Origin of the sequence: Mesorhizobium sp. M1406 (assembly GCF_040317555.1) — a bacterium.
Taxonomy (GTDB): domain Bacteria; phylum Pseudomonadota; class Alphaproteobacteria; order Rhizobiales; family Rhizobiaceae; genus Mesorhizobium.
In genome coordinates, this window is record NZ_JAMYKW010000001.1 from 341,605 (window position 1) to 367,899 (window position 26,295).

Annotated in this window: 26 protein-coding genes, 1 tRNA gene and 2 pseudogenes; 15 read left to right on the forward strand and 14 right to left on the reverse strand. The window is 63.1% G+C overall.

Annotation, left to right across the window (positions count from 1 at the left end; all coding sequences use genetic code 11):
- The first annotated feature begins 30 nt into the window (after positions 1-30).
- Entirely contained in the window at positions 31-1,194 is a 1,164-nt protein-coding gene (locus NKH03_RS01720) for a DUF930 domain-containing protein (protein WP_352966975.1), read from the forward strand.
- A 4-nt stretch (positions 1,195-1,198) separates the two neighbouring features.
- Here NKH03_RS01720 and NKH03_RS01725 read toward each other — a convergent pair whose 3' ends face one another.
- The gene (locus NKH03_RS01725; RefSeq protein WP_352966976.1) at positions 1,199-1,873 is read right to left on the reverse strand and encodes an HAD family hydrolase; all 675 of its coding nucleotides are present in this window, start codon (positions 1,871-1,873) and stop codon (positions 1,199-1,201) included.
- Positions 1,874-1,965: 92 nt separating this feature from the next.
- Complete coding sequence (locus NKH03_RS01730; protein ID WP_352870708.1) at positions 1,966-2,607, reverse strand: hypothetical protein; 642 nt, start codon at positions 2,605-2,607, stop codon at positions 1,966-1,968.
- A 195-nt stretch (positions 2,608-2,802) separates the two neighbouring features.
- Between NKH03_RS01730 and NKH03_RS01735 the strand changes: the two genes are divergently transcribed.
- Genes NKH03_RS01735 through ptsP form a run of 5 tightly spaced genes read left to right on the forward strand, consistent with a single transcriptional unit; the run spans position 2,803 to position 7,520 of the window.
- Positions 2,803-3,240 (forward strand): transcriptional regulator GutM, encoded by a 438-nt coding sequence (locus NKH03_RS01735; RefSeq protein WP_352870709.1) that lies wholly within the window; start codon positions 2,803-2,805, stop codon positions 3,238-3,240.
- Positions 3,241-3,300: 60 nt separating this feature from the next.
- Positions 3,301-4,062 (forward strand): PTS glucitol/sorbitol transporter subunit IIC, encoded by a 762-nt coding sequence (gene srlA / locus NKH03_RS01740; RefSeq protein ID WP_352870710.1) that lies wholly within the window; start codon positions 3,301-3,303, stop codon positions 4,060-4,062.
- Between the two features lie 16 nt (positions 4,063-4,078).
- A complete protein-coding gene (gene srlE / locus NKH03_RS01745; protein ID WP_352870712.1) occupies positions 4,079-5,077 on the forward strand; it encodes a PTS glucitol/sorbitol transporter subunit IIB in 999 nt (332 codons plus the stop codon).
- A 27-nt stretch (positions 5,078-5,104) separates the two neighbouring features.
- Positions 5,105-5,485, forward strand: coding sequence for a PTS glucitol/sorbitol transporter subunit IIA (locus tag NKH03_RS01750; RefSeq protein ID WP_352879157.1), 381 nt, complete (start codon positions 5,105-5,107; stop codon positions 5,483-5,485).
- 55 nt (positions 5,486-5,540) lie between these two features.
- Positions 5,541-7,520 (forward strand): phosphoenolpyruvate--protein phosphotransferase, encoded by a 1,980-nt coding sequence (ptsP, locus tag NKH03_RS01755; protein WP_352966843.1) that lies wholly within the window; start codon positions 5,541-5,543, stop codon positions 7,518-7,520.
- A gap of 15 nt (positions 7,521-7,535) precedes the next feature.
- Here the strand turns inward: ptsP and NKH03_RS01760 are convergent, their stop codons facing one another.
- On the reverse strand, positions 7,536-8,336 hold the full coding sequence (locus NKH03_RS01760; protein WP_352966844.1) for a hypothetical protein: 801 nt from the start codon (positions 8,334-8,336) through the stop codon (positions 7,536-7,538).
- Between the two features lie 157 nt (positions 8,337-8,493).
- On the opposite strand from NKH03_RS01760, the gene NKH03_RS01765 reads away from it, so the two are divergent.
- The gene (locus tag NKH03_RS01765; protein WP_352870716.1) at positions 8,494-9,504 is read left to right on the forward strand and encodes a sugar-binding transcriptional regulator; all 1,011 of its coding nucleotides are present in this window, start codon (positions 8,494-8,496) and stop codon (positions 9,502-9,504) included.
- Here the strand turns inward: NKH03_RS01765 and NKH03_RS01770 are convergent.
- Together NKH03_RS01770 and NKH03_RS01775 are read right to left on the reverse strand one after the other, a co-directional pair.
- A pseudogene (locus NKH03_RS01770) lies at positions 9,491-10,118 on the reverse strand (TIGR01459 family HAD-type hydrolase); the annotation flags it as partial. The gene NKH03_RS01765 and the pseudogene NKH03_RS01770 overlap by 14 nt on opposite strands.
- Positions 10,114-10,536 (reverse strand): annotated as a pseudogene (locus NKH03_RS01775) (carbohydrate kinase); the annotation flags it as partial. The pseudogenes NKH03_RS01770 and NKH03_RS01775, both read right to left, overlap by 5 nt.
- Before the next feature lie 158 nt (positions 10,537-10,694).
- On the opposite strand from NKH03_RS01775, the gene NKH03_RS01780 reads away from it, so the two are divergent.
- From NKH03_RS01780 to NKH03_RS01790, 3 genes are all read left to right on the forward strand, one after another.
- Positions 10,695-11,048, forward strand: a complete 354-nt coding sequence (locus NKH03_RS01780) for a cupin domain-containing protein (RefSeq protein WP_352870717.1) — start codon at positions 10,695-10,697, stop codon at positions 11,046-11,048.
- 215 nt (positions 11,049-11,263) lie between these two features.
- Positions 11,264-12,784 (forward strand): multicopper oxidase family protein, encoded by a 1,521-nt coding sequence (locus tag NKH03_RS01785; RefSeq protein WP_352966845.1) that lies wholly within the window; start codon positions 11,264-11,266, stop codon positions 12,782-12,784.
- Positions 12,778-13,212 carry a YqaA family protein gene (locus NKH03_RS01790; RefSeq protein WP_352870719.1) on the forward strand — a complete coding sequence of 145 codons (435 nt, stop codon included), beginning with the start codon at positions 12,778-12,780 and terminating at the stop codon, positions 13,210-13,212. Before NKH03_RS01785 ends, NKH03_RS01790 begins: the two co-directional genes overlap by 7 nt.
- On the opposite strand, the gene NKH03_RS01795 is transcribed toward NKH03_RS01790, so the two are convergent.
- The 3 genes from NKH03_RS01795 to NKH03_RS01805 all read right to left on the reverse strand — a co-directional run bounded on the left by NKH03_RS01795 (position 13,195) and on the right by NKH03_RS01805 (position 15,265).
- On the reverse strand, positions 13,195-13,806 hold the full coding sequence (locus NKH03_RS01795; protein ID WP_352870720.1) for a cytochrome b: 612 nt from the start codon (positions 13,804-13,806) through the stop codon (positions 13,195-13,197). The genes NKH03_RS01790 and NKH03_RS01795 overlap by 18 nt on opposite strands.
- Positions 13,807-13,939: 133 nt before the next feature.
- A tRNA-Arg gene (locus tag NKH03_RS01800) sits at positions 13,940-14,016 on the reverse strand.
- An 85-nt stretch (positions 14,017-14,101) separates the two neighbouring features.
- Entirely contained in the window at positions 14,102-15,265 is a 1,164-nt protein-coding gene (locus NKH03_RS01805) for a M20 aminoacylase family protein (protein WP_352870721.1), read from the reverse strand.
- 216 nt (positions 15,266-15,481) lie between these two features.
- Here NKH03_RS01805 and NKH03_RS01810 point away from each other — a divergent pair, with 216 nt between their 5' ends.
- Both NKH03_RS01810 and NKH03_RS01815 read left to right on the forward strand, forming a co-directional pair.
- Positions 15,482-16,645: a D-alanyl-D-alanine carboxypeptidase family protein gene (locus NKH03_RS01810; protein ID WP_352966847.1), complete on the forward strand. Its 1,164-nt coding sequence runs from the start codon at positions 15,482-15,484 to the stop codon at positions 16,643-16,645.
- Between the two features lie 88 nt (positions 16,646-16,733).
- A complete protein-coding gene (locus NKH03_RS01815) occupies positions 16,734-17,864 on the forward strand; it encodes a CobW family GTP-binding protein (protein WP_352966848.1) in 1,131 nt (376 codons plus the stop codon).
- 3 nt (positions 17,865-17,867) lie between these two features.
- Here the strand turns inward: NKH03_RS01815 and NKH03_RS01820 are convergent, their stop codons facing one another.
- The 5 genes from NKH03_RS01820 to NKH03_RS01840 all read right to left on the reverse strand — a co-directional run bounded on the left by NKH03_RS01820 (position 17,868) and on the right by NKH03_RS01840 (position 21,772).
- On the reverse strand, positions 17,868-18,110 hold the full coding sequence (locus NKH03_RS01820; protein ID WP_352870724.1) for a sulfurtransferase TusA family protein: 243 nt from the start codon (positions 18,108-18,110) through the stop codon (positions 17,868-17,870).
- An 8-nt stretch (positions 18,111-18,118) separates the two neighbouring features.
- Entirely contained in the window at positions 18,119-19,417 is a 1,299-nt protein-coding gene (locus NKH03_RS01825) for a L,D-transpeptidase family protein (RefSeq protein WP_352966850.1), read from the reverse strand.
- Between the two features lie 217 nt (positions 19,418-19,634).
- On the reverse strand, positions 19,635-20,585 hold the full coding sequence (locus NKH03_RS01830; protein WP_352870726.1) for an acetyl-CoA carboxylase carboxyltransferase subunit alpha: 951 nt from the start codon (positions 20,583-20,585) through the stop codon (positions 19,635-19,637).
- A 99-nt stretch (positions 20,586-20,684) separates the two neighbouring features.
- Positions 20,685-21,602, reverse strand: a complete 918-nt coding sequence (locus tag NKH03_RS01835; RefSeq protein WP_352966851.1) for a site-specific tyrosine recombinase XerD — start codon at positions 21,600-21,602, stop codon at positions 20,685-20,687.
- Positions 21,603-21,619: 17 nt separating this feature from the next.
- Entirely contained in the window at positions 21,620-21,772 is a 153-nt protein-coding gene (locus tag NKH03_RS01840) for a histidine kinase (RefSeq protein WP_183454671.1), read from the reverse strand.
- A gap of 210 nt (positions 21,773-21,982) precedes the next feature.
- On the opposite strand from NKH03_RS01840, the gene NKH03_RS01845 reads away from it, so the two are divergent.
- From NKH03_RS01845 to NKH03_RS01855, 3 genes are read left to right on the forward strand one after another with little or no spacing between them, the layout of a single operon-like run.
- Positions 21,983-22,594 (forward strand): shikimate kinase, encoded by a 612-nt coding sequence (locus tag NKH03_RS01845; RefSeq protein ID WP_352870728.1) that lies wholly within the window; start codon positions 21,983-21,985, stop codon positions 22,592-22,594.
- Entirely contained in the window at positions 22,591-23,733 is a 1,143-nt protein-coding gene (aroB, locus tag NKH03_RS01850) for a 3-dehydroquinate synthase (RefSeq protein ID WP_352870729.1), read from the forward strand. Before NKH03_RS01845 ends, aroB begins: the two co-directional genes overlap by 4 nt.
- Positions 23,730-24,626, forward strand: coding sequence for an HlyC/CorC family transporter (locus NKH03_RS01855; protein ID WP_352870730.1), 897 nt, complete (start codon positions 23,730-23,732; stop codon positions 24,624-24,626). The genes aroB and NKH03_RS01855 overlap by 4 nt, the downstream gene beginning before the upstream one ends.
- A 116-nt stretch (positions 24,627-24,742) precedes the next feature.
- Here the strand turns inward: NKH03_RS01855 and NKH03_RS01860 are convergent, their stop codons facing one another.
- Positions 24,743-26,287, reverse strand: a complete 1,545-nt coding sequence (locus NKH03_RS01860) for a SpoVR family protein (protein ID WP_352870731.1) — start codon at positions 26,285-26,287, stop codon at positions 24,743-24,745.
- Between the last annotated feature and the right edge of the window lie 8 nt (positions 26,288-26,295).

A 26,295-nucleotide genomic window follows, 5' to 3' on the forward strand; every position in this document is an offset into this window, starting at 1 on the left:
CCGCCGCTATTTCATTCCACATCGGTCAGGATGAAGGGCGAGACAGGAGAACGGCGTCGGAATCTGTTGTGGGGCATCCCCGCATCGCTGATCCTGCATGCGCTTGTCGCGGCGCTCCTGGTATATGGCATACCCACGCCTCCGGAACAGCCGCAGGAGGAGCAGCCAGTCAATGTCGCGCTCGTGCCTCCGCCCGAGCAGCCGAAGCCGAGACCTGCTCCCGTGTTGCCCCCTAAGCCGCCGGAACCGAAGGTTGAAAAGCCGCCCGAACAGAAAGTTGAAAAACCGCCTCCGCCGGAAAAGCAGGCGCGCAAGCCCCCTCCAATCGAGGTCCTGAAGCCCGTTTTTCAGTTCGGCGACAAGGATGGCGGCCCCAGGAAATCCCTGGATGGGGCCAGCGCTGAAGACAATTCGCCCGCGCCGGCCAAGGATGAGGATTCGAAGCCTGTCGTGCCGAAGCAGGCAGAGGAAAAATCCATCGCGCCGGCAGATTCAACCAGAGTCGGCGAGAAGCCGGCAACCGCAGCCAAGCAGGCCGAGCCCACGCAGGAGAAACAGGCAGCTTCAGCCCAGGACGTAGACAAACAGCAGGCAGTCGAACAAGACGCGCACGACGCAAACAAGCAAACGGCCGAGGCACCAACGCCATTGACTACGGCGGGTAGCGACAGTGAGGCCGAGCTTCCCACAATCGAGCTTCCCACATCAGCCGAAGCGCCGAAGCCCAGGCCTGCAAATGCGCCAAAGCCCGAGCCTTCAAAGGTCTCGAAGTCCGCAAGCGAGAGCGCTAGGAGGCCAAGTTCCACGGACGTAGCCGCTGCATCGCGGCGCTATTCGGACCTTCCGGGCGTCCGCAAGCTCTACTCACAGGGCGCGACCGGCGACGCGTCGGCCACAAGCTCGATGGCCGGAGTGCCTCGCGGCAAGCGGGCAGCCAAACTTTGCGCCAGCGCGTTGCAGCAGCAATTGCTGGATGCCTCCTATTTCCCCGAGCTGATCCCAAGTGTTCCGCTGAAGGCTGGCAACATCCTCGACGCCCCCGATGTAGCCTTCCGCACGACAACCACCTGGTATCATCTGGGCTTTCGATGCGAGGTCGACAGCGATGCGACGAGGGTCTTGTCTTTCAATTTCCGTGTCGGGCCAGTGATCCCGCCTGGCGATTGGGTCCGTCTTGGACTGCCTGTTCGCTAGCAGATCAGGCAGGAACACCGAGTCCAGCCAATTGCCGGCTAACTTCATGCCAGTCGACGCAGACGAAATCGGCACCCGCCGCTATCAGCCGTGCGCCATGTTCGGCGTAGGTGTGGCCGCCACCGGTGTAGCCGATCGCCGTCATGCCGGCGGCGACGGCGCCCTTGATGCCGAAGGGCGAATCCTCGATGACGATGCAGTCGGCGGGGTTGGCGCCCATCTTGTCGGCGGCGAACAGGAAAATGTCTGGCGCGGGCTTGCCGTTCTTGACCATCGAGGAGCTGTAGATCGCATCGCCGAAAAATCGCGCCAGTCCCGTAACGGCCAGGCTGTGGTTGATGCGCTCGACGGAGGATGACGAGGCAACGCAGCGGTCGCCGGCAAGAGTCCGCAGAAACGCGGTGATGCCCGGTGTCGGTTTCAATTCCTGCGAAAACACCACCTTGGTCTCGGCCCAGATGTCGCCATCCGCCGCCGCCGGAAACTGGTGGCCGGTCAAATCCTTGATCTTGGCGATGATGTCGGACTGCTTCATGCCGACGCATTGGGCGATAATGCCGCCATGGACGCCGGGCATGCCGTGCTTTTCATAGACGCGCTCATAGGCCCTGGCGGCCAGCGGTTCGCTGTCGACGAGAACGCCGTCGCAATCGAAAATAATAGGCCTTGGTCGCGCCACGCGCTTCTCCATCGAGTCAATTCCGCACATCGCTATCGGCAAAAAATCAAATGTTCAATAGCGCGGGTGTCTTGGGCCACAAGCCGACGGGCTCAAAGCTGGCGCAGCGCATCGCTCGCACGGGAAGTCCCGAGTGCCCGTTGCATGGCTTGCCGGGACTGCGCTCGATCCGGCGTTATCCAGTTCGGCTCGGCACCGAGGAAGCGGTCGAGGAAAGCCACCGCATAGGCCGGCACCTCGGTCACGTTCTCGCGATAGGACCACCAGGTGCGCAGGTCGTCGGCGCATTTGTCGATGCTGGGTGCCGTGCCGAATTCCTGCTCGTGGATCGCCGAAATCACCGAGACGCAGTAGTTGGTGTAGAGGAAACCCTCCGGCCAGAAGCGGACGATTTCCAGCGTGCCGGCATTCGTTTCCGTTTCGATCAGCTGAGTGAGGCCGGAGATTTCCCTGGCCGGCGCCTGTTTGATCAGCTCGCGCAGCACGAGGCCGGCGGCAAAGACGATGAAGTCGGCGCGGTCGATCGCGGCGAAGCGCTTCTGCGCCTCCATGATCTCGACCCAGTCGAGAAAGGCCCTGGTGAGCTTGGCCTCGTCGATTTCAAAGCGCACGCCAAAAGTCTCCGAAACCACCTTGGCGCTGCCGCGAAAGGTGGCGCGGAACCAGCGCAGCTGCCGCAACCGATGGCGAAGGTCGGGCATTAAGGCCAGTTCGTCCCTAAAGGGCAGATCCATATTCCTCGTATCCTGTTTCCCGGCCAGGGTAGCACAATGGCGCCGTCGCCGAAATCTGTCAGCGTTCCTGTGGATGATGGCAGATAAGGTCAATATCATACATATTGACATTCTCGGAAACAAATGTTCTCACTTTGCTGTTGTCGCGTGCTGGTCCAAGGTGCGGTTCAACTGAGGCTTCGGGAGGAGAACCGAATGGCGATTTGGCAGTGGGGACTGCTTCTGCTGGTTATCGTGTGGGCGCTGCAATCGCTCGGCGTCTGGCTGCAGATGCGGCACTATTCGGATGTCTTCAGGGGCGTCACCGATCAGTACAAGGATGGCTTCGTCGGAGCCGGCAATTTTCGCGGTCGATTGGCCAAGGGCACCATCGCGCTTGTCGTGGTGACACCCGATCTGGTCGTGCGCCGCCTGATGGTGATGAGCGGCCGTTCCGTGTTCACCAAATTCAAAAGACATGAAGAGTTCGAGGGCGTTCCCCTCGATCGGCTCCGGTCCAACCCTGCAATCATGGGGGAGGGGGAATCCGGTGTGGCCGAGGCCGTGAAACGGGCGATCGAACAGATCGACAAAACACGGTCGGAGCCGGGGAAGAAGCCGGGTCTGTCCGGTTTGAACGTAGCAAGGGCCTAGAGGACGAGAGGACGCCGCGCACCGACTGGGATTAACCGGCGGGCGGCATAAGGAGGAGAAATGTCTGTATTTTCGTTGTTGGCGCAGCATGCCGACATGGCCGTGCACAATCTGCATGTCGCAGGTGCCATGGTCTCGGATGCTGCTTTGCATGGCAAGCTCGCCGTCGAGCATGCCTCCGACCATCTCGTTGTCCTGGCGCAAGCGGACAGCGGACCCATCACCGTCGATGAGTTCAAGGAAAAACTGAAAGACGTTCAGCAGGAAGAGCAACTCGGCTGGCTGACCGCCATCGGCAAGTACTTCATCGGCATCTTCCAGAAGGGCGGCGAGGTCTTCGCCGGCTTCGTCACCGGCATCATTCCGACGCTGGTGGTGCTGATGACGGCCTTCTATGCCGTCACCGAACTGGTCGGCGAAGAGCGCGTGCATGGCCTGGCGCGCGGCGCCGGCCGGATCGCACTGACCCGCTACACGCTGTTGCCGCTGCTTGCGGTGTTCTTCCTCACCAATCCGATGGCCTATACGTTCGGATCGTTCCTGGAAGAAAAGCACAAGCCGGCCTTCTATGACGCGGCCGTGTCCTATGTGCACCCGCCGCTCGGCCTGTTCCCGCACATCAATCCCGGCGAATATTTCGTCTGGGGCGGCATTCTCGTCGCGCTGCTGGAGCTGGAGAAGAAGGGCGTCGTCGTGGCCGGCTACCACGTCAAGGTGGCGATCTGGTACGCCATCGTCGGTCTCGTCATCATCCTGCTCAAAGGCATGCTGACCGAACGCATCACCGCCATCATGGCGCGCCGCCAGGGCGTCGAGCTGTAAGGGCGGGGAGGACATCATGGACAGGACATACAAAGCCGTACGGATTTCCCAGGGCAAGACCGGCTGGGGTGGCCCGCTGGTCATCGAGCCGACCGCGCAGCGAAGCAAGGTTGTTTCGGTGACTGGCGGTGGCATTCATCCCGTGGCGCAACTCATCGCCGATATGACTGGTGCCGAAGCCGTCGACGGGTTCAGGGCACCGCCGATCGAAAGCGAGATGGCGGTTGTCGTCGTCGACTGCGGCGGCACCGCACGATGCGGCGTCTATCCGCGCAAGCGTATCCCGACCGTCAATCTGACGCCGGTCGGTCAATCCGGGCCGCTGGCCCAGTTCATCACCGAGGACATCTACGTTTCGGGCGTAAAGCCGGCCAACATCACAATGGCGGACGGATCCGAAACGGTCACGACTGCAGGGGGAGCAGCAGCGATGAGTTCGAGCAACACCAATGCGACGCCGACGGCGCTCCCTAGCGAGGGCGGGCTGATCGGCCTCATCAGCACGATCGGCCGCGTCATGGGTCGTATCGTCGGCATCTTCTTCAACGCCGGCCGCCGCACCATCGATCAGGTCATCCGCAACGTGCTGCCGTTCATGGCCTTCGTGACCATGCTCATCGGCCTGATCCTCTACACCGGTATCGGCGATGTGCTGGCACAGCCGATGGGTCCGCTGGCCAACAACATCGTCGGCCTGCTGATCATCTCGGCGATCTGCGGCCTGCCGTTCCTGTCGCCCATCCTCGGGCCGGGCGCTGTTATCGCGCAGGTCATCGGCGTCGCCATCATCGGCCCGCAGATCGCCAACGGCACGATTTCGCCGGCAATGGCGCTGCCGGCGCTGTTTGCCTACAATACCCAGGTGGGCTGCGACTTCGTCCCTGTCGGCCTGGCGCTCGGTGAAGCCAAACCGAAGACGATCGAAATCGGGGTTCCGGCGGTGCTCATCAGCCGCCAGATCATGGGCCCGGTCTCTGTGCTGATCGCCTGGGTCGTCAGCCTGATCGTGTTCTGAAGACAGGTACACAATGAGGTTCGCCATATGACGGTTCTTCTGAGAACACGGGTCACCGCCATCGGCCCCGAAGTGGCGGACCTCGCCGAAGCGGGCGTGGTCATACTGTTTGCGGATGGCTCGCCGCCGGAGCTTGCAGAAGTTTCCGTGCTCCACAAGACGGAGTACGGACCCAGCGACGGCGCGCCTCAAAAGGGCGCGTCGATCACCCTCGGCCCGGTTTCCGCTGTCATAACGGCGATCGGCGCCAGCGCCTGGAGCAAGGTGCTTGAAATGGGCCATGTCGTCATCTCGTTCAACGGCGCCGCCGAGGCCGAGAGGCCAGGGGAAATCTGCGCATCGCCGGTCGATCCGGAAGCGCTCGTGACCGCCCTGAAGACCGGCACGATCATCACCATCGCCGCCTGACAGCATTCGCGCCGTCCCGTCTGGCGGTGGCGCCAAGAAAAGCAGAGTATTTGCCATGGAACGCTCGACCATCGTCAGAGTGCATGAAGGTTTGCACGCCCGTCCCGCGACGCGGTTCGTCAAACTCGCCAAGGGTTTCGAATCCGATGTCGAACTGGTCAAGGACGGCAAGGCGGTCAGCGCCAAGAGCTCAGTCAAGCTCATGCTGCTGGCGATCAAGGAGAACCAGGAAGTCACTGTGCGGGCGAACGGCGCCGACGCCATCGAGGCGATCGAGGCGCTGATCGGCTATCTGGAAAATCCGAGAGCGGGCCTGGATGATGAAGCTGAGTCGCAGAGCCCGGCGAATGGGCAGGAAATGGCACCCGCGCCAGCGCCCGAATCCGTGCCGGCGACGCTTGGTCGAGCAACCGGCTTGCGTGGTGTAGCCGCAAGCGAAGGATTTGCCATCGGACCGGCCTTTGCGCATTTCCCGCCCGATATTGCCGGACAAGGCCGCATGTTGCAGGCGGAGGAGATTGCCGGCGAGATCGACAGGTTCCGCGCCGCCGTTGGCGCCGTCCAGGCGCGCATGGACCATGCGTTGGCGCAGGACAGCCTGTCGGCTGGAGACCGCGGCATCGTCGCCGCGCTTCGTGACATCGCCGCCGACGACAGCCTGACCGGCGAGGCCGAGACCTTGATCAAGGGCGGCAACGATGCGATTTCGGCTGTCATCACAGCAACTTCCACCATCGCCGCCGATTTCGGTGCTGTCGACGATCACTATCTCAACGCGCGGGCGGACGACGTCCAGGCGGTCGGCCGGCAGATCTGCCTGGTGCTGCTGGGGCAGGACGATGTCAGCCTCGAAAACATCCCCGAAGGGGCTATCCTGATTGCCGACGACATCGGCGCCTGGGATCTGGCGCGCGCGCCGCTGAAGCGCATCGGCGGCGTGGTCTGCGGCCATGGCGGCGCGACCTCGCACATCGCCATCATCGCCCGCTCGCACGGCATTCCGGCGGTGCTCGGCCTCGGCGACCAGGTCAATGCCTTGCGCACGGCGCGAGAAGTCGCTCTCGACGGCAATGCCGGCCATGTGATCATCGACCCCGACGAGGCGACCCGCGCCGATTTCGCCGGCCGCGTCGAAGCGGCGGCAAGGGAGCGCGCCGGGCTGACCGTCTTCAAGACGGTGACGCCGAAGCTCGCCGACGGCAGGATCATCGAGGTCGCGGCCAATATCGGCTCGCTTGAAGAAATCGAGGCGGCGCAGGAGGCCGGCGCCATGGGCGTCGGCCTGTTCCGCACCGAGCTTCTGTTCATGCGCCATATGCACCTGCCCTCGGAAGATATGCAGGCGGAGACCTATGCGGCGCTGGCCAAGGCTTTTGCGCCCTACCCGGTCATCGTGCGGACACTCGATATCGGCGGCGACAAGCCGATTGCCGGCATCGAATTTCCCGATGAGGAAAACCCCTTCCTCGGCTGGCGCGGCATCCGCATGTGCCTCGACCGGCCCGACATCTTCAAGCGCCAGCTGCGGGCGCTGCTGCGGGCGGCCGTGCACGGCAACATCAAGGTGATGCTGCCGATGGTGTCCGATATTGGTGAGGTCAGGCGGACGCGGCTTCTGGTCGATGAATGCGCCGCCGAACTGAAAGCCGAAGGCGTGCCACATGCGACGTTCGATCTCGGCGTGATGATCGAAACCCCGGCCGCCGTGCTGATCGCCCCGGCTTTGGCCAGGGAGGTCGCTTTCTTCTCGATCGGCACCAATGACCTCACCCAGTACATCATGGCCGCCGACCGGCTCAACCCGACCGTGGCGAAGCTCAACGATGTCACCAATCCGGCCGTCATGTCGGCTATCGACTTGACGGCCAAAGCCGGCGTCGCCGCCGGCATCATGGTCGGCATGTGCGGTGAGGCGGCCGGCCGCCCCGATCTCATTGCGACCTTCGTGAGGATGGGGCTGACCGAACTCTCGATGAGCCCGGCCTCGATCCAGCGCGCCAAGAAAACGATCATGGCGATGGCGGCGGAAGGCTAGCCGAGGTCTCGATAATTACGGCAAATGGGCAAGCAAGGTGGCGAAAACCGGTGTCAATTCACTGATCGGGTTCGCCCTGGCGCAGGCCTGAACGATGCGGTCGTGGCGGATATCGGCTGCCAGGATCGCGATCTCCAGCATATCCGGCTCCGGCGAACCGTCCCTGCCGGTGGTGGCCAGGCCGCAAGCCAAAGCGAGCGGCGCCAGGCAGCTTATGTCGAGCGCTTGGCCGCCCACCGCCGGCGTTTCCGGCGCGGTCTCGGCAAAGCGAACGGGACGCTGGTTGAGGCACTCGACCAGCAACGCCGAACAAATGGCCGCGATCGCCTGCAGTCCGGCGCCCGGCGCGGCCAATGCGGCCAAAAGGTCGCCATGCCGCTTGCGCATCGTTGCATGGACGGCCGCGAAATCGGCTTCGTGGATGCGGGCATTGTCGATGTTCAGGCCGGCAAGCACTGCCTTGGTCAGATAGTACATATCGCGCCGGAACAGGCGCTCCGCGCTCAGCTGGCGATCCTCGTTGCCGACCGGAAAATAGGTGCCGAGGCCTTTTACCGTCGTGCCGTCCACCTTTATCGGGCGCTCATGCGGGACGAAGGATTCAGCGATCGACAGCGCTTCGTCGACGGCACTCGCGGCATGGCTGAGCAGGCCTTCGATGCCCTTGCCCGGAAACGGCGGCAGATGGCTGGTTGCTTCGCGCAGGACACTGGCGTCGCCGCTGCCGTCATGGCGGCTCTGGCGGATCACGTCGCGGACTTCCCGCAGCCGGTCTTTCAGATTGACGCGGACATCTTCGGAGATTTGTCGGAGCATCGCGGATCGCCTCGAAATTGCTGCGGATGGCCGCCAACAGGTGCCGCCATCACCTCTACATTGTTCCTATCGATTGGTAGATCAATAGGCGATACTAGACCAGCATGCAGAATCGGCGACGGCGCGCTCGTCCATTGCCGCAGGGGGAGAGACAAGCGTGGGCAGGCGACGACAGGGCGAAAGCGAAAACGGCCGAGGCGAGGCAACCGAGCAGGTCGCCAGCGAAAGCCGGACGGATCGCCTGAGGATCCGCGCCGCCTGGATGTATTTCGTCGAGCAGATGACGCAGAACGAGATCGCCGACGTGCTCGGGGTCGGCCGCGTCACCATCGTACGCATGCTGGCGGACGCCCGCGCGCGCAACGAGGTCAAGATCAGCATCGAAAGCGAGTTGTCCGAAATCGTGCGGCTGGAGCGCGCGCTGGAAAAGACGTTCGGGCTGCAGCAGGCGCTGGTGGCGCCGCTTTCCACGCCCGACGCCGATCCGTTGCCGGCAATCAGCGCCAAGACCGGCAGTTTCCTGTCCGACACGATGAAATCCGGCATGCGGGTCGGCGTGGGCTGGGGCCGGACGCTGTTCTCGAGCCTGCCCTTCATCAGCGCCAAGTCGCTCACCGACTTCAAGGTCATTTCTCTGCTTGGCGGCGTCGGCGTCGTGCGGCGCTACAACCCGGCGGAGTTCGCCTGGCGCTTCGCCCAAATCTTCCAGGGCGACGGCTATCTGATCCCGACGCCGGCCGTCGTCGACAGCGTCGAGACCAAGATCGCGCTGGTCGAGCGCTGCGGCCTGCAGGAGGTTTTTGAAATGGCCAACGTGCTCGATGCCGTTCTGCTGAGCGTCGGCGGCATCGCCTCGGCCACCACCTTCTCTCGCGGCGGCTTTCTCAAGGAAGCGGATCGGGAGGCCCTGCTTGCGCGTGGCGCCGTTGGCGACCTTCTGTTCCATTTCTTCGACCTCAATGGCGATCTGGTCGACCATCCCGTCAACAGCCACGTGATGTCGGTGGATGTCGACCGTCTGCGCAAGGCGCCGATCCGCATCCTCACCTCCGGCGGTGCGGAGAAGACCGAGGCGCTGCTCGGCGCCATGACCCTGATCGCACCGACGATCCTGATCACCGACGAGGAAAGCGCGCGGCGCATGCTGGAAGCGGTCACCGGAAGCTGAAGCTTTCGGTGATATAGTCCGGCCAGGCCTGCTGTTCGTCGAAAACGGCGGCGAGATCTGAAGTGTCCGCCAGTATTCCACTTAGCACCAGCGCGGTAGCGATTCCGGCGCTTTTTCCCCCCGATATGTCGTGCTCGACGCTGTCGCCGACGCAGACCACGCCACGGCGCTCCGGGTCGCCGACCAGCGTCAGGGCCACGTCGAAAATCGCCCTGTAGGGCTTGCCGATGCGGATGACGTTGCCGCCAAGGCTTTCGTAGAGATCGGCGATCTCGCCGGCGCCGAAGCGGGGGCCGACCGCCGTCAGCATGATCCTGTCGGGGTTGGTGCAGAAGCATGGCACGCGCCGCGCCGCTGCCGGGCCAAGCAGCCGGCGGTAATGGTCGAGATCGTAGCGGTCGCCCCCGCTGGCCGAGAGCAGCACCAGTTCGGCGTCTTCGCCGGCCTCGGTCAGTATAAAAGGCAGGCCCTCGATGGCCGTGCGGTCGTCGTCGCGGCTGATCAGCAGGCATTTTGTCCCCGGGCGCACCTCTCCGAAGGAGACAAAATGGTCCCAGCTTCCCCGGTTCGAAGCCAAGTTTTATGAGCCGGCTTTCATTGGGCTGCGCCCGCTTGCGCCGCTGGCCGGGGCAGGAGGCGTGGCGGCAACGCCGGATCGGCGATCGGGAAGCGCTCGCCAGCGGCGCTGAGCGGGTAGTAGTCGAGGCCGGTCGTGGTCCCCGGGTCGATTGCCGCGCTGAGTTCGATGATACGCGCGAGCGTAAAATGCTGGGCCAGCACCTTGCCGCCCGAATTCGACGCGCCGCCCGCCAGCCAGGCATTGCCGAGCCGATGGCTGTAGATGCCGAAGCGAAGCGCCGAAATCGGCTTGTCGGACAGGATCTTGATGGTCAGCGAGGATCCCAGCGCCGTGACGCCGTCGCCGATGGCCGCAGCATCGGTCGCCAGGAACGAGGCGCAGCCGTCCGTGGTGCCGGCGACAACGGCCACATCGCGCGGCAGGCCGAACAGCTCCGAGGCGGCCGCGGTGAGGGCGCAAGGCCGAGCTGGTTTCGGCCCGGCACAAACCCTAGGCCCAAACCGGATGCGCGGGCGCCTGGCACTGCCGGCGGCATTGCCCGCGGCAAGTGCATCGGATATCTGACCGTCCAGGCAAATAACGCCCACAACGCATAGACGGAGCCAAGGACATGACACGCAGCACGATCCTCAAATTCGGCGCCGTCGAAAACGCGGAAGCCGGCGATCTGGCCGGCTGGGTAGTGGTCGAGGGCAAGCCGACCATGAAAACCGCCGTGCAGCACACGACCGAGGACGGCAAGGTGTTGTCGGGGACCTGGCAAGCGACGCCCGGCACCTATCATGCGACCTACACCGACTACGAGTTCGTGCACATGATCGCCGGCCGCATCATCATCACCCCCGACGGCGGCACGCCGGTCGAAGTGGGCCCCGGCGACGCCTTCGTGGTGGAGGCCGATTTCAAGGGAACCTGGAAGATCATCGAGCCGGTGACGAAGCACTTTGTCGTCAGGGTCGGCTAAGGCGGCCCTGTTCGCGTCAGCCGCAGACGGGTCGGCGCCCATGGCGGGTCTTTGGCGCGACGGTTGCGCGGACTGCTCGATCACCGACGAGCTTCCAATGGCCATGATGCTGGGTCGATCAGATGGCCTAAACGCCGCATTGACCTGACCGGGTATTGGCAGTCTTCTTCTTAGGATCATCCCTGGCGCTCCAGGACTGATCGGGGAGACGGCAGATGCATCGACGCGGTTTTCTGGCGGCAGGTCTTGCGACGGTTCTTGTGAGCGAGCGTGCCATCGCCCAGATGAAGATGGACGACATGCCTGACGTGGATATGGGCGGCCACGCAGGCCACGATATGGGCGCCGCGCCGCAAGGCTCAGCCGTGCTGCCGGAAGGAGAAGCCCTTCGCGACTTGTCCCGCCTCGCCAACGAAGCCAGCACGCCCGGCCTGTTCAAGGCGAGGCTGACGGCTGAAGCCGCCACGGTGCGTTTTGCAGAAGGGCTGGACACGCCGATCCTCGGCTATAACGGTACCACTCCCGGGCCGCTCATCGAGGCGGTCGAGGGCGACCGGGTCGAGATCACCTTCGCCAACCGGATTGCGGACGAGGCGAGCACCATCCATTGGCACGGCATGCCGGTACCAGCCGACCAGGACGGCAATCCGATGGACCCGGTCGCAACGGGCACCGATCGCACTTACAGCTTCGACCTGCCGGAAGGCAGCGCCGGTTCCTACTGGTATCACCCGCATCCGCACGGCAAGACGGCCGAGCAGGTCTATCGCGGCCTTGCCGGCGCGTTCGTGGTCAAGCCGAAGGCCGATCCGATCCCGGCCGCTTACGGCGACACCGTGCTGGTGTTCACGGATCTACGCCTCGCAGCCGATGGCACGATGCCGGACAATACGATGACCGACCTGATGAATGGGCGCGTCGGCGACCATGTGCTGGTCAACGGGCAGAAGAATCCGGTGCTGACGGTCCCTTTCGGCACGAAGCGGCGCTTCCGGTTTTACAACGCGACCAACGCGCGCTTCTTGCGGCTCTCCTTCGACGGTGCGGCCATGACGATCATCGGAACGGACGGCGGTCTGCTGGAGGCGCCAGTGGCAGCCGACGACATCCTGCTTAGCCCGGCGGAACGGCTTGAACTGATTGTCTCCTTCGAGAAGCCTGGCCCCGTCACGCTGTACACGCTCGAATACGATCGCGGCTGGATGGGTCCTGGACGTCCCGCCGATGCCGGCCTGACGCTCTTTACGGTCAATGTTTCGGAGACGCCGGCCGAGCCGGTCCCGCCACTGCCCGACAGGCTGCGGCCAATCGCGGCCCTCGGCATTCCTGGCGTCAGCCGTCGCTTCGTCTTCACCGAGACCATGACCATGAATGCCACCGGCATGGAGATGGGGTTCCTGATCAACGGCGTCGCTTTCGACATGAGCCGCGTCGACGTCGTCGGCAAAGCTGGACAGGTCGAACTCTGGGAGATCGTCAACAAGGCGGACATGGATCATCCATTCCATGTGCATGGGACGCAGTTCCAGGTGGTCGAGCACGAGCGCGGCGGCAAGATATCAAAGCCGGCCTATCGCGCCTGGAAAGACACCGTCAACGTCGCGCGCGGAGAGACGGTGCGGCTGCTGTTGCGGCAGGATCGGCCGGGGCCGAGAATGTATCACTGCCACATCCTTGAGCATGAGCAGCTGGGCATGATGGGCGTTGTAGACATGGGGCATAGTCCGGCGTGGTGACGCTCTATGGCGCGCTGTTCATCAGCGCGTTCCTCGCCGCAACCATCCTGCCGGTCTCGTCGGAGGTGGTCCTCGCCGGCCTTATCGCATCGGGTCGTGGTGATCCGGCGCTGCTTCTGACAGTCGCCACGATTGGCAACACGCTCGGCTCCGTGGTGAACTGGATTGTGGGGCGTGGCGTCGATACGCTCCGGCTCAGACCCTGGTTTCCGGTCACTCCCGATCGTTATGAGCAGGCAAGCCGGACTTTCCGACGATTTGGCAAATGGACGCTGCTGTTTGCGTGGCTTCCGGTAATCGGAGATGCTTTCACCATCGCGGCAGGCGCGGCACGGGTGAATCTCGGCGTGTTCGTTGTTCTCGTCGCCTTGGGCAAGGCGGCGCGATACGCGGCTGTCATTGCGGGAGGATTATGGGCGATTGCGTGAGCTGCCGGCGTCATCGTCGACAGCAAGCTGCGCTTTCTCTTTGCGCGAAGCGATGTCCTCTTTGCGCGAAACGATGTCCGAACGTCCAAAGAGCATGGTGTACATGACATCATCGCGAAGCAGCACGAAATGCACAAACGCAGCCAGGATGTGAATGCCGACGAATCCAAGCAGTATCCAGACCAGCTTTGCGTGGATGAACGCGAAAGCCCTTGCCGCTCCGACGGATGGCGCCGGCGGGACAGGCAAGTATCCGAAAAGCCGTGCGGGAGGCATGAAAGGCATTGGCCGGTAGCCCAGCCATCCCGTTATCAGGACGGCGAGAATCGTGACGTAGAGAAGCACGTGGAAGAATGAAGTCGCAAATCGTACGGGCTGTGAAGTTTGCCCGGCAGGAGCCTGGGTGAGGACGCGCCAGCAAAGCCTGAGGACAATGATGGCAAGGATCGTCACGCCGATCGACATATGGAGCGGAAGCCAGTTCATCGTCGCCATACCCGGCCCGTTCATCGGCCCGAAGGCAATGGCTATCTGCGCCGCGAGCGCGATCACGGTTAGCCAATGCAGAATACGAATGCCAAAATGCCAGCGCAAGCGAGGGTTCTCTCTCACATCCGAGGCCCGACGATTGTCAAATGCGCGCATGAGGGCGTGATGGTTTCACCCTCTCCAACGGGCCTAGTTTCGCAAAAAATATGGCGGTTCTTCACTAAGCCATTGAAAAGCATGGTGATCCCGACAGGAATCGAACCTGTGACCTACAGATTAGGAATCTGCCGCTCTATCCTACTGAGCTACGGGACCACGCGGGCAGACACATAGCCGCTTCGGATCGTTTCGCCAAGAGGCCGGCCGAACGCAATTCGGCCAGCTCTCCGCGCGGTAGGCGTCAGGCCGCTAGCGCCGTTTCCGCCAGTTTCACCCAGTAGCTCATGCCGTGCGGGATGACCTCGTCGTTGAAGTCGTAGGCCGGGTGGTGGAGACCGGCGGTGTCGCCATTGCCGATGAAGATGAAGGCGCCAGGGCGGGCTTCCAGCATATAGGAGAAATCCTCTCCGCCCATCACCGGCTGGATGCCGCGGTGGACATGGGCGTCGCCGGCGACACCGATCGCGACGTCGCCGGCAAACACCGTCTCTTCCGCGTGGTTGAAGGTCACTGGGTAATTTGCCTGATAATCGACCTCGATCTTGGCGCCGAACGCGGTCGCCAGCCCGTCGCAAATGGTGCGGATGCGCTCTTCGGACTTCTTGGCGATTTCCTTGCGCAAGGTGCGCACGGTGCCGGCGATTTCGGCGGTTTCCGGGATGATGTTGTAGGCGTCACCCGCATGGAATTTGGTCACCGACACCACCACCGCCTCGACCGGGTCGGTGCTGCGTGAGGCGATCGTCTGCAAGGCGCCGACCAGCTGGCTGGTGATGACGATCGGGTCGATCGTGCCGTGCGGCATCGCCGCGTGGCCGCCCTTGCCGCGCACGGTGATGGTGAATTCGGCGGTGGCGGCCATGATCGGGCCCGGGCGAATGGCGAATTGCCCGACAGGCAGGCCTGGCATGTTGTGCATGCCGAACACTTTTGAGATGTCGAAACGGTCCATCATGCCGTCCTTGACCATCTCGTTGCCGCCGCCGCCACCTTCCTCGGCCGGCTGGAAGATCACCGCCACCGAACCTGTGAAGTTGCGCGTCTCGGCGAGATATTTCGCGGCACCCAAAAGCATCGCCGTGTGGCCGTCATGGCCGCAGGCATGCATCTTGCCGGGAATGGTCGAGGCGTAGGACTTGCCGGTGATCTCGTTGAGCGGCAGCGCGTCCATGTCGGCGCGCAGGCCGATGGTGGGGCCTTGGCCCTGGCGGCCGCGGATGATGCCGACCACGCCGGTCTTGCCAAGGCCGGTGACCACATCGTCGCAGCCGAAGGCCTTCAGCTTTTCGGTGACGAAGGCAGCGGTCTTGAAGACGTCGAAGTTCAATTCTGGCGTCTGGTGCAGATGCCGGCGCCAGCCGGCAACTTCGTCCTGCATTTCGGCGGCACGGTTCAGGATTGGCATGATGGTTCCATCTCGCTGTTGGGACAGGCGGGTGTTGGCCGCTGCCTTGCAATTGTGATCGCCAGGCACTTTGCCATCTTGGCGTCACATAGGGTAAATAGCACCGCATCGATGCGGTCCGGTTTTTGAGGGTCGGACCTATCATGCTGGCGACCGCGTAACGAAATCTTACGGAGCCAGGGGCGACTACGGCAAGAGGCGATTTCGGATTTGATCATGCGGCACAGGCATTTCCTCAAGCTATTTTCGGCTGGCACAATCGCGCTGTCGGTCCTGGCCGGGCCTGCGCGGGCCAATCCGGTGGTTGTTTTCGACCTCGGCAGCGGCCAGATCCTGCAGCATCAGGATGCATTCAAGCGCTGGTATCCGGCGTCGTTGACCAAGCTAATGACTGCTTATGTGACCTTTCGGGCGATCGCGGCCGGCGAGGTCCAGCTTGATTCGCCGATCAAGGTGACGAAACATTCTGCTTCCGAGCCGCCAAGCAAGATGGGCTTCAAGCCGGGCTCGGTGATGCGGCTCGACAACGCGCTGAAGATGATGCTGGTCAAATCGGCCAACGACATCGCCATGGCCGTCGGCGAGAATGTCGGCGGTTCGCAGGCAGCCTTTGCCGAACGGATGAATGCCGAAGCCACCCGGCTCGGCATGAACGGCACGCATTTCGTCAATCCGAACGGGCTCTATTCGCCGGACCAGTACACGACGGCGCGCGACCTTGCCGTCCTGGTGATGGCGATCCGCCGCGAGTTCCCGCAATATGCGTCTTGGTTTTCGATAGAAGGGCTTGCCGTCGGCAAGAAGGCGATCGCGAACTACAATCTTTTGATCGGCCGTTATCCCGGCGCCGATGGCATGAAGACCGGCTTTGTCTGCCCCTCCGGCTTCAACATGATCGGTTCGGCGACCCGCAACGGGCGCACGCTGGTCGCGGTGGTGCTTGGCGAGAAATCGGCGGTCACCCGTGCCGAGACCGCTGCGAGACTGCTCGACCAGGGTTTTGACACGCCGACCGCCGGGTCGGCCACCGTCACCACGCTGGCGCCCTATGGCGATCTGGTCTCGCCCAACGACATGCATGACGAGGTCTGCAAGAGGAAGGCGCCGCAGGAACAATCCGAAGCGCCGCCGGTTGTTGCCAAGAACGTGCCGAAATCGCCCTATCAGAAAAAGCTCGACCATGTGCCGACGCTGGTAGCCGTTGGCCTTGGCGGCGCCACCGGTCCGGCACCGAAGGCCATCCTCGACCAGGGCGGCCAAGAATACGCCGACGTGCCTATTCCGAGCTGGCGGCCCGACAGACCGGCGCCGACCGGCGCGGGCCCGAAGATTGCCGGCTCCGCCGCGCAGGGCGACCAGCCGGTCAAGGTTGCGAACTAAAGCCTGATGCCGAACCGAAGGTCCGCGACAGCGAAACTTTGATACCGTTTTTCGGAAAAGACATGCTCAAACAGGCAGATAGAGATCAATGAGCGGCTTCCCGATCCCCGTCTCGGTGCTGACCGGTTTCCTCGGAGCCGGCAAGACGACGCTGCTCAACCGGCTGTTGAAGGATCCGGCGCTGGCCGACACGGCGGTCATCATCAACGAGTTCGGCGAGGTGGCGATCGACCATTTGCTGGTCGAGCAGTCTTCCGACGGCATCATCCAGCTTTCCGATGGTTGCCTGTGCTGCACGGTGCGCGGCGAACTGGTCGATACGCTGGCCGATCTGGTCGACCGGCTGCAGACCGGCCGCATCGCCCGTCTTGCCAGGGTCATCGTCGAGACCACCGGGCTTGCCGATCCGGCGCCGGTGCTGCAGTCGATCATGGCGCATCCCGCGCTGGTCCAGGCTTTCCGGCTCGACGGCGTCATCACGCTGGTCGATGCGGTCAACGGGGAGGCCACGCTCGATGCCCATGTCGAGGCGGTCAAGCAGGTTGCCGTTGCCGACCGTATCGTGCTCAGCAAGGCCGATCTGCTCAGCGACCCCCGCGAATTGGAAACGCTGCGCGCGCGCCTGCGGCACATCAATCCGGGCGCCGAACTGTTCGATGCCGCCGACACCGGAACAGGAGTGGCGGCGCTGTTCGACTGCGGCCTTTACAATCCCGCCACCAAATCCGCTGATGTGCGGCGCTGGCTTGGCGAGGAAGCAGCGCACGATCACCACCACCATCATCATCACGACCACGATCATCATGATGGGCATGATCACGAACATGGCCATGACCACGGCCATCGGCACGATTCGCGTGTGCGCTCCTATTCGCTGGTGCATGACGGCCCGGTGCCGTTTTCAGCCATCGAGATGTTTCTCGACCTGCTGCGTTCGACGCATGGCGAGCGCCTGCTGCGGATGAAGGGCGTCATCGAACTCAGCGAAGACCCGTCGCGGCCGCTGGTGATCCATGGTGTGCAAAAAATCCTGCATCCGCCGGTGCAACTGCCGGCCTGGCCGGATGGCCAGCGCGGCACGCGGCTGGTGCTGATCACGCTCGACATGCCGGAGGATTATATCCGCCGGCTGTTCGCCGCCTTCACCAACCGGCCGTCAATCGATACGCCCGACCGCGCGGCGCTGGAAAACAATCCGCTAGCGATTGCCGGACGTTGAACTCTACGATTGCTGTTTTCCGCGCTCGACCAGAAAGCGATGACCACCGGACATCGCCGCCGTTTCGATCAACTGGTGGCCGCTGTCGGAGCAGAATGCCGGAATGTCGATGACGGCGAGTGGGTCGGTGGTCTCTAACCAAAGCCGGCTGCCCGGTTGCATGCCGGCAAGGCGCTTCTTGGCCTTGAGCACGGGCAGGGGGCAGTTCAGTCCCTTGAGGTCATAGACAACGGCGCGATCAGCCACGGGTGAGATCAACCGCCAAACATGCCGAGCAACTTGTTCTTCAGCTTCGTCACCCGGCTCTCGTCGGCACTCGCCGCTTGCGTTTCAGCCACTGGCGCGGCTTCGGAAGGGGCCGCGATGGTCGCCGTGGCGACAGGGGCTTCCTTGGCGGCCTTCTCGGCCTCCTTTTCAGCCAGAGCTTGAGCCTTGGCGGCTTCCTTGGCTTGCTTGGCCGCCTCTATCGCAGCCAGCCTCTGCTCCTCGGCCTTCTGCTTGGCGGCTTTTTCGGCGTCGAGGGCGGCCATCTTGCGGCCGGCCGGCGAATCGATACGGCCCATGCGGGCCGTCTCGGTGACCGAGCCGTCGTTGTTGAGCGACGGCGGGTTGATCGGCACGCGTTCGCCGCGCGCCCTGCGCTTGGACCAGTCGGAGACGATGCTGGCTTCCTTGATGCCGGCGATGGTCGGCTTGGGCGCCGGCACGCTGGCCTTGACCGCGCCGCTGAACGCCGCGTCGTAGGTGCTCATGTAGGAGTTGTAGGCGCTTTTCAGCGAATCAGGCTGCGTCGTCGCCGGGCAGGCACCGGTCGGATCGAATGTCTGGCCGTCGGCGGCAACCTGGTTGAAGACGTAGCGCTTCTCGCAGACATCGACCTTCGGCGGCACCTTGGTGATCTCGAAATTGTCGTAGCCGACCTTCAGCATCTTCCAGAATTCGTAATTCGGATCGTTGCGGTAGCGTGCCATGTTGGCGGCGGTCATGCGGAACGGAAACGCCTGGATCTGGAATTCGGTCTGGCCGCCCTGGAAGGCGTCGCGGCCGAAGGCGTAGATCTGTTCGATCTGCGCGTCGGTCATCGAATAGCAGCCCGACGACGAACAGGCGCCGTGCACCATCAAATTGGAGCCGGTGCGGCCATTGGCGCGATCGTAGGCGTTGGGATAGCCGATGTTGAACGACAGATGGTAGTTCGAGCGCGGGTTCATCTGCGCCGGGCGCACCGTGTAGAAGCCTTCCGGCGCCTGGCGGTCGCCTTCGGTGTATTTCGGCCCGAGCTTGCCCGACCATTTGCAGATGTCGTAGCTGGCCACCATGTCGTAGCGGCCGTTGGTCTTGGCCTTCCAGATTTCGAGCTTGCCTTCTTCCTTGAAGATGCGGGCCATCACCGACGAGGTGCGAACCATGCCCTTGGCCCTCATGTCGGCGAGGATCTTGTCGGGCAGCGGCTTGTTGGCCTCCGGGGCAAAATCCTTCATCGACGAATTGTTACACCCGGCAACGCCGAGGGCGGCGATCAGGATTCCGGTGCGGGCAAGCTTGACAAACATGGCTGCGGATATCGTCTTTTCTCTGGCGCGAGGGCAATTCATACCCGGCTACTGCACTGAACGTGGACGGACCCTAAGCCCGTTAACCCTAACAAATTCCTTACCGCAAGTGCCGACGCGTCCCTCTGCGGCAGTCTCATTGAGCCGAATGCAGCGGCATTTTTGTGGCAAAAATGCTCCGCGCCGCCACAATTGTGGCGGGCAAGGTTGCCTGTGGTCAGAGGCTGCGGCCCATTGCCAGGTATTTCTCGCGGCGCTGCTCGCGAAAATCGGTGTTGGCTCCGGCAAATTCCTTCATCGTCCGGGCGATGAGGTCGCCGGTCGCGGCGATCACGGTTTCGGCGCCACGATGCGCGCCGCCGAGCGGCTCGGGAATGATGGCGTCGATAATCTTCAGCTCAAGAAGATCCTGGGCGGTGATCTTCATGTTCGTCGCCGCGTCCTTGGATCGCGTCGTGTCGCGCCACAGGATCGAGGCCGCACCCTCCGGCGAAATCACCGAATAGATGGAGTGTTCGAGCATGTAGACGCGGTTGGCGGTGGCGATGGCGATGGCGCCGCCCGAACCGCCCTCGCCGATGACAACCGAGATCGACGGCACCCTGAGCCTAAGGCATGTGGAGGTCGAACGGGCGATGGCTTCCGCCTGGCCGCGCTCCTCGGCGCCGACGCCGGGATAGGCGCCGGCGGTGTCGACCAGTGTCAGTAGCGGGATGTTGAACCGGTCGGCGAGTTCCATCAGCCGCACCGCCTTGCGGTAGCCTTCCGGCCGCACCGAGCCGAAATTGTGTTTCAGGCGGCTGGTCGTGTCGGAACCCTTTTCCTGGCCGATGATGGCAACAGGCTCGCCGCGGAAGCGGGCGAAGCCGCCGACGATCGCCTGGTCCTCGCCGAAATTGCGGTCGCCAGCCAGCGGCGTGAAATCGTTGAACAGGCCCTTGATGTAGTCGACGCAATGCGGCCTGTCGGGATGGCGCGCGACCTGCACCTTCTGCCATGGCGTCAGCGCCTTGTAGGCGTCGCGCAGCGCGTCGCGGGAGCGCTTCTCGAGACGGCTGATCTCGTCGCCGACATCGACCGCCTCGCCATTCTCGGCGAGCTTCTTCAGCTCGAGGATCTTGCCCTCGAGGTCCTGCACCGGCTTTTCGAAATCGAGGTAATTATACATGCGTGGGCGGACCGATACATCGGAAGGCAATGGCTGACGGAACCCTTATATCCAAGGCTCCGGGCGGTGAAACGTCGTCCTCACATAGCGATATGAGGCCTAGTCGGCAAGCGGATGATGATCGTTGACCAACCGCACCAGCCGCTCTTCCAGCACATGGGTATAAATCTGTGTCGTCGATATGTCGGCATGGCCGAGCAACTGCTGCACCGCCCTGAGATCGGCGCCGTTCTGCAGGAGATGGCTGGCGAAAGCATGGCGCAGTACGTGCGGCGAGATTTTCGCCGAGGCGATGCCGGCCCTCGCCGCCAGCCCTTTCAGGTCGCGGGCGAAGACCTGGCGCGAGAGATAGCCGCTGTCGGATGCGGCCGGGAACAGGAATGGACTGTCGGCGAAGGCTGGAACCTTGGCACGGGCGGCAAGCCAGGTCTTCATTGCCGTGCGCGCCTTGACCGAGAGCGGCACCATGCGCTCCTTGTCACCCTTGCCGCGCACCATGAAGAAGCGGTCGTCGCGCTGTGCCACCGTCACCGGCAGGCCGACCAACTCGGAAACACGCAGGCCGGTGGCATAAAGCACCTCGACCAGCGCATGCAGGCGCAGTGCCGCCAGCCACTCACTGTTGCCGAGCCCTGAACCGCCGGCCTCAAGTGCCGCGCGGTCGATCAGCCGGCCGGTGTCGGCCTCGCTCATCGTCTTGGGCAGCGGGCGGCCTTTTTTCGGGCTGTCCAGCGTGCCCGTCGGGTCATCGCCGCGCAGGCCTTCGGCGTAGAGGAATTTGAAGAACTGGCGGATCGCCGACAGCTTGCGCGCCTGCGACGTGGCGGCAAAGCCGCGCGCGGCGATGTCATCGAGATAGGCGCGGATGTCGGCGGCCGCCGCGCCGGCGAGCCCGCCATCGATCTCGCTCGAGGCGTCTTCGAGGTCACGGCGGTAGGAGGAAAGCGTGTTTTCGGCCGCACCCCGCTCGGCGCTCATCATTTCCAGAAAGGCTTCGATGCGGGCGGCGCTGTTCATTCAGCTTTTCTTGTCATTCAACTTTTCTTGGGGTTCAGCTTTTCCGCGGGGATGCGCACGCTCATTTCCCCCTTCTTGGGCTCCACGAACATCACCAGCGCGAACATCGTACCATAGGCAATGCCAGCTAGAATCGCTGTTATCACGACAAAGCGAAACAGTGTCGGCATCAATTTTCGCCCGTCTTCTTGTTCTGCGTTTCCAAACCCTGTGCCCTTATGGGACGCCAATCCGCCCAATTCAAGGAAGAAGCTGAGGCCTGTTAGCAACTTCCGATGCGGACCCAGCCAGCCCATATCGGGCTCAAGGTGCTTGCCGCGCTTGACGCAAACGGGCTTTTCATGTCGATACGCCGGCAAAGAGGGCCCTCGAAACATTCGATGAACGCGCTGCCAGCAAATCCCCCAGACGAGACCCACGCCGCGCTGCTTGGCCGGCTGGGCGGCCGTTCCATCGTCTTTGTCGGGCTGATGGGCGCCGGCAAGACGGCGATCGGCCGCAAGGTGGCGACGATGCTGGCGCTGCCCTTCATCGACAGCGACCAGGAGATCGAAAGCGTCTCGCGCATGACCGTTCCGGAACTGTTCGAGCGCTATGGCGAGACCGAGTTCAGAGCGCTGGAGCAGCGCGTCATCCTGCGCGTGCTGGAAAACGGCCCGCAAGTGCTGTCGACGGGCGGCGGCGCCTTCATGAACGCGCAGACGCGCGAGGCTATCGCCGCGCAAGGCGTGTCGGTTTGGCTGAAGGCCGAACTCGATCTTTTGATGGACCGCGTCTCCAAGAAGCAGAACCGGCCGCTGTTGAAAAGTGCCGATCCTCGCGCCGTGCTGGAGCGGCTGGTGAGCGAGCGCTATCCGGTCTACGCGACATCTGACGTCACCGTGCCGACCCGCGACGACCGCAAGGAGGTCATCGCGACCGAGGTGGTGGACGCGCTGCGCCGGCATTTCGGCATCGATGAGACTGCCGCGACAGGCGAGGTGCGATCGTGAGCGTCGATGAACCCGTTGTTGTCGAAGTGGGCCTTGGCGACCGGACCTACGACATCCTGATCGGCTCGGGGCTGCTGTCGCGCGCCGGTGCCGAGATTGCGCGCCGCCTGCCGGGTACCCGCGCCGCTGTGATCACCGACGCCAATGTCGCGGCAGCGCATCTCGATGCGCTGAAGGCCGGCCTCGAAACGAGCGGCATCCAACCAGCCGTCATCACGCTGCCGCCCGGCGAGAAGACCAAGAGCTTTGCCCATCTCGAAGAGGTGGTCGACGGCGTGCTGGCTGCGAAACTGGAACGCGGCGACATCGTCATCGCCTTCGGCGGCGGCGTTATCGGCGATCTCGCCGGCTTTGCCGCCGGAATCGTGCGGCGCGGCATGAATTTCGTGCAGATCCCGACCTCACTGCTGGCACAGGTCGATTCCTCGGTCGGCGGCAAGACCGGCATCAACAGCGCGCGCGGCAAGAACCTTGTCGGCGTCTTCCATCAGCCGAAGCTGGTGCTGGCCGACACCGGAGTGCTCGACACGCTGCCGATCCGCGAATTCCGCGCCGGCTATGCCGAGCTCGCCAAATACGGGCTCATCGACCGGCCGGAATTTTTCACCTGGCTGGAAGAGAACTGGGTGCAGGTTTTTGCCGGCGGACCGGAGAGGGCGCAGGCTATTGCCGAAGCCTGCCGCGCCAAGGCCGACGTGGTTGCGCGCGACGAGTTCGAGACCGGCGACCGCGCGCTGCTCAATCTCGGCCACACGTTCGGCCACGCACTGGAAGCCGCCACCCAGTATGACGGAACCCGCCTCGTCCATGGCGAGGGCGTTGCCATCGGCATGGCGCTGGCACATCGGTTCTCGTCGCGGCTGAACCTGGCCAGTCCCGACGACGCGGCGCGCGTCGAGGCGCATCTGCGCGCCGTCGGCCTGCCCTGGCGCATGGCCGATATCCCAGGCGATTTGCCGGATGCCGAGGCACTTCTTGCCTTCATCACCCAGGACAAGAAGGTGTCGCGCGGTGCGCTGACGTTCATTCTGACGCGCGGTATCGGCCAGGCCTTCATCGCCAAGGATGTTCCAGCGTCGGAAGTGCTGTCGTTCCTGAAAGAAAACCATCCCAGCCAGCAGGAAAGCCGGCTGAAATGAACAACGAGACCGGCTGGATCGTCGTCGCTGTCCTTGCCATCCTCATCCTGCTGGTCGTTGCCGTGCGCACGCGCCTGCTTGCCGCTTTTGGTTATGAGCTGTCGCGCATCGAGCCGCAGCGCTCGACCCAGGACGAATTGCGCGGCGCGGTCGACGATTTCCGTCGCGACGGCCAGGTGGTGCGCGAGGATCGCGATCGCGTCGGCGGCCTGTTCGATCTCGCCGAGCTCGAAGTCTCCGACATCATGGTCCACCGCACCAACATGCGCTCCGTCAATGCCGACAATGCGCCGGAGGCGGTGGTGCGCGAGATCTTGCAGAGCCCGCACACCCGCATGCCGCTGTGGAAGGGCTCGCTCGACAACATCGTCGGCGTGTTGCACGCCAAGGATCTGCTGCGCGCCTTGAACGAAGTCGGCAACGACTTCTCCAGGATCGACGTGATGAAGATCGCCTCGAAACCGTGGTTCGTGCCCGACACCACGACATTGCAGGAACAGCTCAACGCCTTCCTGCGCCGCAAGGCGCATTTCGCCGTCGTCGTCGACGAATATGGCGAGGTCGAAGGGCTGGTGACGCTGGAGGACATTATCGAGGAGATCGTCGGCGAGATCGCGGACGAGCATGATGTAGACATCCAGGGCGTCAAGCAGGAGGCCGACGGCTCCGTCGTCGTCGACGGCACCGTGCCGATCCGCGACCTGAACCGGGCGCTCGACTGGAACCTGCCGGATGAGGAGGCGACCACCATTGCCGGGCTCGTCATCCACGAGACGCAGTCGATCCCCGAGGAGAAGCAGGCTTTCACGTTCCACGGCAAGCGCTTCACCGTCATGAAGCGCGACAAGAACCGGATTGCCAGGCTGAGGATCAGGCCAGCCGGCGACGCTTAAAACGCATCCCATTGAAACGAAGACAGGCGACGCGCTTCAAGCCCCTGTTCAATGCATGTCGCGCAGGACCACCGCGCACTTTTTAGCGCCATGAAAACCAGCGCAGCTATGGAGCCTCATTCCGCGATCTGGCTCGTCGAGCGTTCGTGGATAGCCGCGCCCGTCTCAGCGTCGACGGCCGCCAAGCTGACCTCATAACCCCAAAGCCTGCGGATGTGACGAAGCGTGGCATCGCGGCTGGCATCCTCGAGAAGGATGCCGTCATTGACCTTGTGCCGCAGTCTCAAATGCCGGTCGCCGAGCAGATCGACGTCCACCACCTGGATGTCCGGTTGGTTCGCGCCGATCTCGTAGCTGTGGGCAAGCGCGGCGCGGATCTTGGCATAGCCGCGTTCGTTATGGATCGAGGCGACCCGGCAATGCGGTTGGTCGGCAACGTCACCGAGCACAAAGAACCGCCATTTCCGGATCAAGGTCGGACTGAGATACTGGCGGATGAAGGACTCATCGCGGTGGTCCGCCCAGGCATCGAGCAGGATCTCGAGCCAGTCGCCGTGGCCGGCGATGTCGGGAAACCATTCCCGGTCTTCCGCCGTCGGCTCGGTCGAGATGCGCTTAATGTCCTGCATCATATCGAGGCCGAGAGCGTAGGGGTTGATGCCGGAAAAGCGCGGATCGTCGTATGCCGGCTGGAAGACCACGTTGGAATGGTTCCGCAGGATTTCGAGCATGGCACCTTCGCTGATCTGGCCGCGATCGAACAGCATGTTCATCAGCGTATAGTGAACGAAAGTGGCGCAGCCCTCGTTCATCACCTGTGTTTGCCGTTGAGGATAAAAATATTGTGCTATGACACGAACGATCCTGATCACCTCACGCTGCCAAGGCTCCAGGACCAGGCTGTTCTTTTCCAGGAAATAAAGCAGGTTTTCCTCGGGCAGGTTGAGCGATTTCTTCCGCTCCGGCTCGTCGTGTCCCTTGTCGTTGGCCGTTTGCCGCGACGGCGGCAGCGTGCGCCACAAATCATTATAGGAGTGTTCTTCGTATTCGAGGCGCTCGCGAAGCCCTTCACGCTGCCGCTCCGACGACAGCTTCGGCGGCCGGTGATAGCGGAATACGCCCTGCGCCATCAGCGCGTGGGCGGAATCAAGAATAGTCTCGACGGCGGCGAGGCCGTGCCGCTCCTCGCAACGGACAATGTAGCCCTTTGCGAAGTCCAGGTAGCCGAGGATCGCCCCGGCGTCCGTCCACTGCTTGAACAACTGATTGTTCTTGAAGAAATGGTTGTGCCCGAGCGCAGCATGGGCCGTCACCAAGGCCTGCAGGGCCATGGTGTTTTCCTCCATCAGATAGACGATGCAAGGATTGGAATTGATGACCAGTTCATAGGCAAGGCCTCGCCCGCCTTTGCGATAAAGCAGGTCCTGGTGGAGGAAATGTTTGCCGAAAGACCAGTGACGGTACATCAGTGGCATGCCGACCGATGAATAGGCGTCGAGCATCTGCTGGGAGGAGATGATCTCCATCTGTACGGGGTAGGTTTCGAGATGAAGCTCTTCGACCGCGATTGCCTCGATCGCGTCATAGGTCCGCGACAATGTCTTGAAATCCCAGTCGGACCCTGAAAAAAGCAGGCTGGATTTACTGGCTTGTCTGGCCATCGGACCCC

What these genes read in the sequence shown, in the direction of transcription:
- NKH03_RS01835 (WP_352966851.1), bottom strand. Translation starts at nt 21,602, where the DNA reads ATGAACAGCGCCGCCCGCATCGAAGCCTTTCTGGAAATGATGAGCGCC.
- NKH03_RS01785 (WP_352966845.1), top strand. Translation starts at nt 11,264, where the DNA reads ATGCATCGACGCGGTTTTCTGGCGGCAGGTCTTGCGACGGTTCTTGTG.
- NKH03_RS01830 (WP_352870726.1), bottom strand. Translation starts at nt 20,585, where the DNA reads ATGTATAATTACCTCGATTTCGAAAAGCCGGTGCAGGACCTCGAGGGC.
- NKH03_RS01805 (WP_352870721.1), bottom strand. Translation starts at nt 15,265, where the DNA reads ATGCCAATCCTGAACCGTGCCGCCGAAATGCAGGACGAAGTTGCCGGC.
- NKH03_RS01860 (WP_352870731.1), bottom strand. Translation starts at nt 26,287, where the DNA reads ATGGCCAGACAAGCCAGTAAATCCAGCCTGCTTTTTTCAGGGTCCGAC.
- NKH03_RS01855 (WP_352870730.1), top strand. Translation starts at nt 23,730, where the DNA reads ATGAACAACGAGACCGGCTGGATCGTCGTCGCTGTCCTTGCCATCCTC.
- NKH03_RS01735 (WP_352870709.1), top strand. Translation starts at nt 2,803, where the DNA reads ATGGCGATTTGGCAGTGGGGACTGCTTCTGCTGGTTATCGTGTGGGCG.
- srlA (WP_352870710.1), top strand. Translation starts at nt 3,301, where the DNA reads ATGTCTGTATTTTCGTTGTTGGCGCAGCATGCCGACATGGCCGTGCAC.
- srlE (WP_352870712.1), top strand. Translation starts at nt 4,079, where the DNA reads ATGGACAGGACATACAAAGCCGTACGGATTTCCCAGGGCAAGACCGGC.
- NKH03_RS01720 (WP_352966975.1), top strand. Translation starts at nt 31, where the DNA reads ATGAAGGGCGAGACAGGAGAACGGCGTCGGAATCTGTTGTGGGGCATC.
- NKH03_RS01825 (WP_352966850.1), bottom strand. Translation starts at nt 19,417, where the DNA reads ATGTTTGTCAAGCTTGCCCGCACCGGAATCCTGATCGCCGCCCTCGGC.
- NKH03_RS01845 (WP_352870728.1), top strand. Translation starts at nt 21,983, where the DNA reads ATGAACGCGCTGCCAGCAAATCCCCCAGACGAGACCCACGCCGCGCTG.
- NKH03_RS01815 (WP_352966848.1), top strand. Translation starts at nt 16,734, where the DNA reads ATGAGCGGCTTCCCGATCCCCGTCTCGGTGCTGACCGGTTTCCTCGGA.
- NKH03_RS01730 (WP_352870708.1), bottom strand. Translation starts at nt 2,607, where the DNA reads ATGGATCTGCCCTTTAGGGACGAACTGGCCTTAATGCCCGACCTTCGC.
- NKH03_RS01840 (WP_183454671.1), bottom strand. Translation starts at nt 21,772, where the DNA reads ATGCCGACACTGTTTCGCTTTGTCGTGATAACAGCGATTCTAGCTGGC.
- NKH03_RS01760 (WP_352966844.1), bottom strand. Translation starts at nt 8,336, where the DNA reads ATGCTCCGACAAATCTCCGAAGATGTCCGCGTCAATCTGAAAGACCGG.
- NKH03_RS01780 (WP_352870717.1), top strand. Translation starts at nt 10,695, where the DNA reads ATGACACGCAGCACGATCCTCAAATTCGGCGCCGTCGAAAACGCGGAA.
- ptsP (WP_352966843.1), top strand. Translation starts at nt 5,541, where the DNA reads ATGGAACGCTCGACCATCGTCAGAGTGCATGAAGGTTTGCACGCCCGT.
- NKH03_RS01810 (WP_352966847.1), top strand. Translation starts at nt 15,482, where the DNA reads ATGCGGCACAGGCATTTCCTCAAGCTATTTTCGGCTGGCACAATCGCG.
- NKH03_RS01750 (WP_352879157.1), top strand. Translation starts at nt 5,105, where the DNA reads ATGACGGTTCTTCTGAGAACACGGGTCACCGCCATCGGCCCCGAAGTG.